General features: G+C 72.3%; 8 protein-coding genes. 6 read left to right on the top strand and 2 right to left on the bottom strand.

Features of this window, described 5'->3' with window-relative positions; genetic code table 11:
* Nucleotides 1-277 (top strand): sugar nucleotide-binding protein (locus ACFXPK_RS30615; RefSeq protein ID WP_385080371.1); only part of this gene is annotated, 277 nt, incomplete at its 5' end.
* 84 nt (nucleotides 278-361) lie between these two features.
* Nucleotides 362-1,156 (top strand): class I SAM-dependent methyltransferase, encoded by a 795-nt coding sequence (locus tag ACFXPK_RS30610; protein WP_385000026.1) that lies wholly within the window; start codon nucleotides 362-364, stop codon nucleotides 1,154-1,156.
* Nucleotides 1,157-1,235: 79 nt separating this feature from the next.
* Here the strand turns inward: ACFXPK_RS30610 and rfbC are convergent, their stop codons facing one another.
* A complete protein-coding gene (gene rfbC / locus ACFXPK_RS30605) occupies nucleotides 1,236-1,835 on the bottom strand; it encodes a dTDP-4-dehydrorhamnose 3,5-epimerase (protein ID WP_385000029.1) in 600 nt (199 codons plus the stop codon).
* Nucleotides 1,836-1,943: 108 nt separating this feature from the next.
* The gene (locus tag ACFXPK_RS30600) at nucleotides 1,944-3,986 is read right to left on the bottom strand and encodes a glycosyltransferase family 2 protein (RefSeq protein WP_385080369.1); all 2,043 of its coding nucleotides are present in this window, start codon (nucleotides 3,984-3,986) and stop codon (nucleotides 1,944-1,946) included.
* 428 nt (nucleotides 3,987-4,414) lie between these two features.
* Between ACFXPK_RS30600 and proB the strand changes: the two genes are divergently transcribed.
* The 4 genes from proB (at nucleotide 4,415) to ACFXPK_RS30580 (ending at nucleotide 8,367) form a co-directional block, all read left to right on the top strand.
* Entirely contained in the window at nucleotides 4,415-5,539 is a 1,125-nt protein-coding gene (gene proB / locus ACFXPK_RS30595; RefSeq protein ID WP_385000066.1) for a glutamate 5-kinase, read from the top strand.
* Nucleotides 5,540-5,709: 170 nt separating this feature from the next.
* The gene (locus ACFXPK_RS30590; RefSeq protein ID WP_385000034.1) at nucleotides 5,710-6,267 is read left to right on the top strand and encodes a hypothetical protein; all 558 of its coding nucleotides are present in this window, start codon (nucleotides 5,710-5,712) and stop codon (nucleotides 6,265-6,267) included.
* Between the two features lie 133 nt (nucleotides 6,268-6,400).
* The gene (locus ACFXPK_RS30585) at nucleotides 6,401-7,684 is read left to right on the top strand and encodes a glutamate-5-semialdehyde dehydrogenase (RefSeq protein ID WP_385000037.1); all 1,284 of its coding nucleotides are present in this window, start codon (nucleotides 6,401-6,403) and stop codon (nucleotides 7,682-7,684) included.
* A gap of 95 nt (nucleotides 7,685-7,779) precedes the next feature.
* Nucleotides 7,780-8,367, top strand: a complete 588-nt coding sequence (locus ACFXPK_RS30580; protein ID WP_385080367.1) for a hypothetical protein — start codon at nucleotides 7,780-7,782, stop codon at nucleotides 8,365-8,367.
* Nucleotides 8,368-8,630 lie beyond the last annotated feature (263 nt).

The raw sequence follows: 8,630 nt of genomic DNA, 5'->3' as shown, positions 1-8,630 counted from the left end.
CGGGGGCCACAACCCCGCCCCCCGCGGGGGGGGGCCGCCTGGGGTCCTCTACACCCAGGATATCTTCCGGGGCGGGGGGGGGGCCCCGGGGGGGCCCCCCCCGACGACCAGCGAGGCGTTCGTCCGGCCGGCCCCCCGGCCCGCATACAGCATCCTCGGTCACGACCGGTGGAAACCGGCCGGAATCGAGCCCATCCGTGACTGGCGGGCCGCGCTCGCCGAGGCATTTCCCGCCGTGCTCGCGGCAGAGCGCCAAACGGGTGTTACCAGCCAGTAGATGTTTACGTGAAACCTGTGGGCCCACTAAGTTCACTGAGAATCAAACCTCTGGATTTTTGATTCTCAGTGAAGGGCCCCTTACGTGGATCGCCACGGCTTCCTGCGCCAGCTGCACCGTGTGTACAAGCCCCGCACCTATCTGGAGATCGGGGTCAACGACGGGCGAAGCCTGGCGCTCTCCCGGGTTCCGTCCGTCGCCGTCGACCCCGCCTTCAGAGTGGTCACGGACATCAGTTGCGACGTCCACCTGGTCCGCGCGACCAGTGACGACTTCTTCGCCCGCAAGGACCCGCTGATCCACCTGCGCAACGGGCGCAACCCGTTCCGCGCGCTGGCCCGCCGCGACCCGGTCAACCTGCTCGGCGGGGACCCGAAGCTGGAGCTGTCGTTCATCGACGGCATGCACCTCTTCGAATTCGCGTTGCGCGACTTCATGAACGTCGAGAAGCACTCCCGCTGGTCCAGCGTGATCGTCCTGGACGACATGCTCCCCCGGGACGTCGACGAGGCGGCGCGCGACCGCCACACGAAGTTCTGGGCGGGCGACGTCTACAAGGTGGCGCAGGTGCTCCGGCGCTACCGTCCCGACCTGCTCGTCGTGGACGTCGACACCGAGCCGACCGGGGTGGTGGCGATCTTCGGCGCCAACCCCGAGTCCACGGTGCTGAAGAACGCCTACGACAAGATCATCGAGGAGTACGTCGTCCCGGACCCCCAGGACGTGCCCGACGAGATCCTGGTCCGCAAGAACGCGGTGCGCCCCGAGGCGCTGCTCGGCGCCGGCTTCTGGCCCGCGCTGAGCCGGGCCCGTAACCTGCGCCGTCCGCGCTCGGCGTTCACGCCGCTGCGCCGGCAGATCGAGGCCGTCACCGGCTGACCGGGGCACCCGTGCACGAGGAAGGGCCGGAGCGATCGCTCCGGCCCTTCCTCCGTACCCGTCCCGTGGACGGTTCGCGTCAGGCGCGGGCGGCCAGCTCCGCGTAGTACGCCCGGCACTCCTCGTACGACGGCAGCAGGCCCTGCGCCTTCGCCTCCGCGAGGGTCGGGGCCGCCGCGTCCTTCTCGGAGAGCAGCGGCGTGATCGACTCGGGCCACTCGATGCCCAGCTCCGGGTCGAGCGGGTTCAGCCCGTGCTCACGGCCCGGGGCGTACCCCTCCGAGCACAGGTAGACCACCGTGGCGTCGTCGGTGAGCGCCATGAAGGCGTGTCCCAGACCCTCGGCGAGATAGACCGAGTGGTGGTCCACGTCGTCCAGGCGGACGCCCTCCCACCTGCCGAACGTCGGCGAGCCCACCCGGATGTCCACGATCACGTCGAGGACCGCGCCGCGCACGCACTTCACGTACTTGGCCTGGCCCGGCGGCACATCGGCGAAGTGGACGCCCCGCAGCGTGCCCCGGCTGGAGACCGAGCAGTTGGCCTGCGCGAGGTTCAGCGGGTGGCCGGCCGCCTCGGCGAAGTCCGGGGCCTTGAACCACTCGTGGAAGCTGCCACGGCTGTCCGGGAAGACCTTCGGTTCATGCACCCAGGCGCCTTCGACGGAGAGCTGCCGCATGTGATCACGTCCTTGCTGTTTCTGTCCGGGGTTCCGGGCACCGGCGTTCCGGGGCCCGGAATCCGGGTGGGTTACGGGGCGGGGCTACGGGCGGGGTACGGCGGCCGGTCAGATACGGGCCGCGAGGCGGCGCACCTTCTTGCGCGCCGCCGCGGGCAGCCTGCGGACGATCGGACCGCCGGCCGAGCGCAGCACCTTGCGCAGCGTGGCCCGGCGGCGCTTCACCGTCACCACGCGCACCAGGAGCGGGTCGACCTCCCCGAGACCGCTCTGGTCGAGCCGGATCCGGCCGCCCGCCGCCACCGGCACCTCGCAGATGTCCAGTTCCGGTCCCTTGGGGCCGTCGAGCCTGACGGAGAGCCGCGCCCGGCCCTCGGCCAGACCGGCCACCTTGCCGGGCACCTCCAGATGGGCTCTGCCGTGGTCGGGCCGGAGCGTCGCCGGGTGCGTCAGCTTCGTACCGTCCGCCGCGGTCAGCACCAGCTCGACCGGGAGGGAGGCCGACTTCGTACCGGTGAAGATCTCGAAGCGCAGCTCCGACTGGGAGCCGGGCATCCGCAGCGGGGGGCGCTCCGCGAGATACGTCGCCATCTTCTTGGCGCGGCCCGCGACATCGAGCGTCAGGTTGCCGTGCGGGTCCGTGAAGTAAGGGATGACCGGTCGCGCGGGCGAACCGAGCACCGCCGGGAGGCACTTGGCGTCCACCTCGGGGGCGCGGTCGGCGCCGAGCCGGGCCTTGCGGACGATGCCGAGCCCGCGCAGCGGGACCCAGATGTCCCAGAAGCCCCGGGAGACCCGGCCGCGTCCCTTGATCGCCTCGCTGGTGACCGTACCGGTGCCGTGCAGCACGACCTCGTACGACTCCTCGGCGTCCGCGGCGGCGCCGGCCGGTGCCGCCACCTTCTCGATCTTCGAGGTGAAGTCGGCGGGGCAGGGCCACTCGACGGCCGTCTCCCGGTTGCGCAGGGAGAGTTCGCCCTTGTACGTGTCGATGTCGTCGGTGACGTCGAGGAGTTCACCCTCGGGCAGCAGCCCCTCGGTGATCTCCGGGTGCACGAAGTACCGCTTGTCGCGGCGGACCAGACGCAGCGGCTGCTGGTCCTCGCCGTGCACCAGGCGGCCGGTCACGGCGAGCGCGACGCGGCCGTCCGGCTGCCAGTCGAACTCCTCCAGACGCGCCGTGGCCTTCACCGACTTCGCGAACCGGGCGAGCTTCACCAGACCCTGGCGGTCGTCGGCGCGCAGCAGGGTGGAGCGGAGCCGGACCAGCGCGCCGAGCCCGTCGTGCACACCGTCGTTGATGAAGTCCTTCACCAGCGGCTGGATCGCGTCGACCATCTCGTCCAGGTACGCGGGCTCGTACTTGAGGACCGCGGGCTCGCTCAGCCGGCCGAGCATCTCCACCCGGTAGAAGCGGCGCAGCAGCCGGTCCCGGAACTCGCCCGGCTCGGTGTTGTCCACGACGACGTCGAGCACCTCGCGGAGGTTGCCGTAGTAGCCGGACGGCACCAGCTTGGCGGAGCCGGCGTTCTGGCCGTCGTCCCGCTTCGAGTAGTAGTAGCAGGTGTACGTCCCCAGGATCGACACGACCTTCGCGGGGAAGTACGTCTGCATCATGTAGAGCTGGTCCTCCAGGCGCCGCTTGCCCTCGGGATAGGCGATGTTGTTCTCGCGCAGGAACTCCGTGCGGAACATCTTGTGCGGGGTGAGACTGTCGTACAGCGGCGCGGTGCTCAGGTCGCACTTCTCGCGGTTCGTCTTGAACACACCGTGCGGGACACCGCGGAAGTTCGAGGCGACCTTGCCGATCACGATGTCGGAGCCGTTGCGGTGGCCCATCTCCCACAGCCGCCGCAGCGCGTCGGACGCCATGTGGTCGTCCTGGTCGACGAACTGGACGTACTCGCCCTTCGCCTCCGCCACACCGATGTTCCTGGGCTTGCCCGGCCAGCCCGAGTTCGGGATGTGGATCACCCGGAAGTGCGGGTGGTCGGCGGCCAGCTTGTCGAGGCGCGCCGGGGTGTCGTCGGTGGAGCCGTCGTTGACGAAGAGCACCTCGAAGTCCGCCGCCGGCAGCGTCTGGGCCAGCAGTGAATCGATGCACGGATCGATGTACTTCCCCGGGTTGTACACCGGAATGACGACGCTCACTTTTACTGGCATTACTTGAAGGCCCATCTGTGTTGTCGGTGCACGAGGTGCTGTGCGAGTGGGGGGAGGCGCGGCCATCGGCGGAGGGTACAGGCGCCGGGATGCCAGCTTATCTCCGTGGGGGCTCGCGATGTTTCCCGGCCGTTCTCACCCTTGACAGACTTCTGTCACGGGTCCGCGGTTGCACGGAAGGACCGGATCGATACCGGGGAGATGCCGTTCCGGCGGTGCGCCGTCCCGGCCACGTGCCGTCCGCGCGCGGTGGACGGACCCGTCGTCGCGGTACGGGTGTCCCAGCCCCTGAAATGATCCGCCGCACCGGGTGGCCCGCGCGTAGGCTGACCGGCGGGGACACACACCGGTGGCGGCGACGGAGCCCGGTGGCGAGAGCAGAGGCAGAGCGCGTGGCAGCGGCACGGCAGCAAGAGGTGGCACGGCGGGACGCGGTCGAGCGGGCCCGCAGGATCGTCGTCAAGGTCGGGTCCTCCTCGCTCACCACCGCGACGGGCGGCCTCGACGCCGACCGGGTCGACGCGCTGGCCGATGTGCTCGCCGCCGTACGCACCACCGGCGAGCGGGAGATCGTGCTGGTGTCCAGCGGCGCCATCGCCGCCGGGCTCGCGCCGCTCGGGCTGGAGCGCCGCCCCCGGGACCTGGCCCGTCAGCAGGCCGCAGCCAGCGTCGGCCAGGGGCTGCTCGTCGCCCGCTACACCGCCTCCTTCGCCCGTTACGGCGTCCGCGTCGGCCAGGTGCTCCTCACCACCGACGACACCAGCCGGCGGGCCTCTTACCGCAACGCGTACCGCACCCTCGACCAGCTCCTGGGCATGGGGGCGCTCCCCGTCGTCAACGAGAACGACACCGTCGCCACCGACGAGATCCGCTTCGGCGACAACGACCGGCTGGCCGCGCTCGTCGCCCATCTCGTACGGGCCGACCTGCTCGTCCTCCTCTCCGACGTCGACGGGCTGTACGACGGCGACCCCAGCAGGCCCGGCACCTCCCGGATCGCCGAGGTGCGCGGCCCCGCAGACCTGGCCGGGGTCACCATCGGCAGCACGGGCCGGGCCGGGGTCGGCACCGGCGGCATGGTCACCAAGGTCGAGGCCGCCAGGATCGCCGCGGCGGCCGGTATCCCCGTCGTCCTGACCTCCGCCAGCCGCGCCGCCGACGCCCTCGCGGGGCGCGACACCGGCACGTACTTCCACCGCACGGGACGCCGCTCCGCCGACCGGCTGCTGTGGCTCGCGCACGCCTCCACGCCCCGGGGCGCGCTCACCCTGGACGACGGGGCGGTACGGGCCGTCGTCGAGCGGCGCACCTCGCTCCTGCCGGCCGGGATCGCCGCGGTCGAGGGCGAGTTCGGCGCGGGCGACCCGGTGGAGCTGCGGGACACCACGGGCCGCGCCGTCGCCCGCGGGCTGGTCAACTTCGACGCCAAGGAGATCCCCCAGCTCCTCGGCCGCTCCACCCGCGAGCTGGCCCGCGAGCTGGGCCCCGCCTACGAGCGCGAGGTCGTACACCGGGACGATCTGGTCGTCCTGCATTCCTGAGCCGCCCCTGAAACGGCTGAAACTCCGGCCTTTGAACTGGGACCTTTACCAAAACCGCCCCATCTTCCGCCCGGGACTGGTCAACTTTGTCCCAGGGGTAGGACCGGGTTTCGGCACGACGACGCAGCACGAAGACGCAGCACGACGACGCAGCAAACAGGAGGCCGCTGGTGAGACGAGCGCGCCCGGGGGCGGTGCCCCGAGGGACCGGGGGAAGCGCCCAGGCCCGGAGGGCCACCGGCGGGCAACGGGCCCTGACGAGCGTCGAGGTGGGGGAGGCCGCCGGCGGTGACGGCGCGGCCGGTACCGACGGTACGGCGGACGCCCCCGGCACCGGCGGTGAACGACGGCAGGGGGAGAGCGCGGCGACGGCGGACGCGCGCCAGCTCTCCAAGCTCTGGCACATCACCCTCAGCGTCTCGGGCCCGGAGAGCCCGCTGACGGAGGTCAGGCGCGGCCTGGAGCAGCTCGCCCACGACCATCCCTTCCTGCTGACGAGCCGGTACGCCACCGACCACGCGGAGATCCGCTACTGGGAGGAGGCCAGGGACCTGCACGACGCCGCGGCGGTCGCGCTGCGCCTCTGGGGCGAGCACCGGTCGAGCGCCCGGCTCCCGCCCTGGGTGATCGTCGGTCTGGAGGTCATCGACCGGGAGACGTACCACCAGCGCATCGCCGAGGGGTACGGTCCGCCGCCGGCGGCTCCGGTGGGCGTCCACCCGTTCTGAGGACGTCGAGGGCGCTGCGGGCGCCCGCGACGGCGTCTCGGGGCGGGCACGGCGTCCCGTGCGGGCACCGTGCGGCGTCTCGCAGTGCGGGATACGTGCGGAATGCCCGCAGGGCGCGCATTACCCTGCGGGCATGACCTCGCTCTCGCCGTACGACAATCTCTCCCCGGTGGTCAGGGCCGCCTACCGGTCCCGCTCCGCCGCCGCCGACCTCGCGCCACTGCCGCGCGCGGCCAAGGACGACGCGCTGCTGGCGATCGCGGACGCGCTGGAGGTCCGTACGCACGAGATCGTCACGGCCAACGCCGAGGACGTCGCGCGCGCCCGAGAGGCCGGCACCGCCGAGTCGGTCGTCGACCGGCTGACGCTGACGCCCGAGCGGATGCGCGCCATCGCCGCCGACGTACGGGACGTGGCCGCGCTGCCCGACCCGGTCGGCGAGGTCGTCCGCGGCTCGACCCTCCCCAACGGCATCGACCTGCGCCAGGTGCGGGTGCCGCTCGGTGTCGTCGGGATCATCTACGAGGCGCGCCCCAACGTCACCGTGGACGCCGCGGCCCTCTGCCTCAAGTCGGGCAACGCCGTGCTGCTGCGCGGCTCCTCCTCGGCGCTCGCCTCCAACACCGCGCTCGTGCGGGTGGTGCGCGACGCCGTGGGCGGCGCCGGGCTGCCCGCCGACGCCGTACAGCTCGTGCCCGGCGAGGGCCGTGACGCCGTGCAGGAGCTGATGCGCGCCCGCGGCCTGGTCGACGTGCTGATCCCGCGCGGCGGCGCCTCCCTGATCCGTACGGTCGTCGAGGGCTCCACCGTCCCCGTCATCGAGACCGGCACCGGCAACTGCCATGTGTACGTGGACGCCGACACCGATCTCGACATGGCCGTCGACATCCTGATCAACTCCAAGGCGCAGCGCCCCAGCGTCTGCAACGCCGCCGAGACCCTCCTCGTCCACCAGGACGTCGCCGCCGCCTTCCTGCCGCGCGCGCTGGACGCGCTCGCCGAGGCGGGGGTCACCGTCCACGCCGACGAGCGGGTCCGGGCGTACGCGGCCGGGTCGAAGGCCACGGTCGTCGCGGCCACCGAGGACGACTGGGAGACCGAGTACCTCTCGTACGACATCGCCGCCGCGGTGGTGGACTCGCTGGACGCGGCCGTCGCCCACATCCGGCTCTGGTCGTCCGGGCACACGGAGGCGATCGTCACCACCTCGCAGGCCGCCGCCCGCAGGTTCACCCAGTTGGTCGATTCGACGACGGTCGCCGTCAACGCGTCCACGCGGTTCACCGACGGGGGCCAGTTCGGCTTCGGCGCGGAGATCGGGATCTCCACCCAGAAACTGCACGCGCGCGGGCCGATGGGGCTGCCGGAGCTGACCTCCACGAAGTACATCGTGACGGGGGACGGACACACCCGGTGAGGACCGCGACGGCGCGGCCGGTCCGTGACGAATACGAAGCGGGATAGTTCGGACTCCGCCTGCCCAAAACCACGTCCCAGGTCTACTCTGAAGAGGTGCCGGACGACGTGGGGGGCAGGCCGTTCCCGGACGGCTGGGAGCCCGACGACGACCGCGGAGGCGCGGATCAGGACTTCGCCTCCGTGGTGTTCGACGAGGACTTCGTCAAGGCCGCCACCATCCACGAACCCTCCGCCGTCGAGCGTCTGCTCTCGGCCGCGCAGGCACGCGCCGAGGCCGAGGCGGCCCGTGCGCGCTCCGGCGGGGGAGCGCCCGAGGACGAGCCCTACGACGAGCTGTACGGGCGGGACGGCGCGTACGGCCCCGATCCCGGCTACGGCGAGTACGACCCGGACGACCCGGACGCGTACGCGGGCCCGTACGGCCGCTACGGCGGCACCCTGCGCCCCTACCGGAGCACCGCCCGCTGGCACCGGCCCGTCGCCTGGCTGCTCGCCCTGCTGATGGGCGTCGGGATGGTCGCGCTCGCCTTCACGGCCGTCTACCGGGGCGCCTCGGGCAGCAGCGACGACCAGGTCCCGGGGCCCGCCAGGACCGGCATCGACAACCCCGGCGCGATCGGCCCCTCGGCCCCCGCGACCCCCACCGCCCCGGCGGTCTCGGCGGTGCCGCGCACGCCGTGAGCCGAAGTGCGGCGCGGAGCTGTCGGCCGAGTGCGGCGCGGCGCCGCGAGCCGAGTGCCACGCGGCGCTGTGAGCCGGGCGCCGCGCGGCGCTGTGAGTCGAGTGCGGCGCGGAGCTGTGAGCCGGGCGCCACGCGGCGCCGCGAGCCGAGTGCGGCGCAGGCGCTGTGAGTCGACTGCCGTGCGCCCCGCGCGGGCGCCGCGGGCGCCCGCGCGGGGCGGGGGGTGGTGATTTTGTTTTGGGCGGGGGTGTAGAGAGAGACT

The sequence above is a fragment of the Streptomyces sp. NPDC059142 genome (assembly GCF_042755665.1).
Lineage (GTDB): Bacteria > Actinomycetota > Actinomycetes > Streptomycetales > Streptomycetaceae > Streptomyces.
The sequence above is the reverse complement of the archived record's forward strand: the minus strand, read 5'-3'. Positions and strand labels throughout refer to the sequence as shown.

Coding starts and splice junctions, on each gene's coding strand:
- rfbC (WP_385000029.1), bottom strand. CDS start 1,835: ATGCGGCAGCTCTCCGTCGAAGGCGCCTGGGTGCATGAACCGAAGGTC.
- ACFXPK_RS30585 (WP_385000037.1), top strand. CDS start 6,401: ATGACCTCGCTCTCGCCGTACGACAATCTCTCCCCGGTGGTCAGGGCC.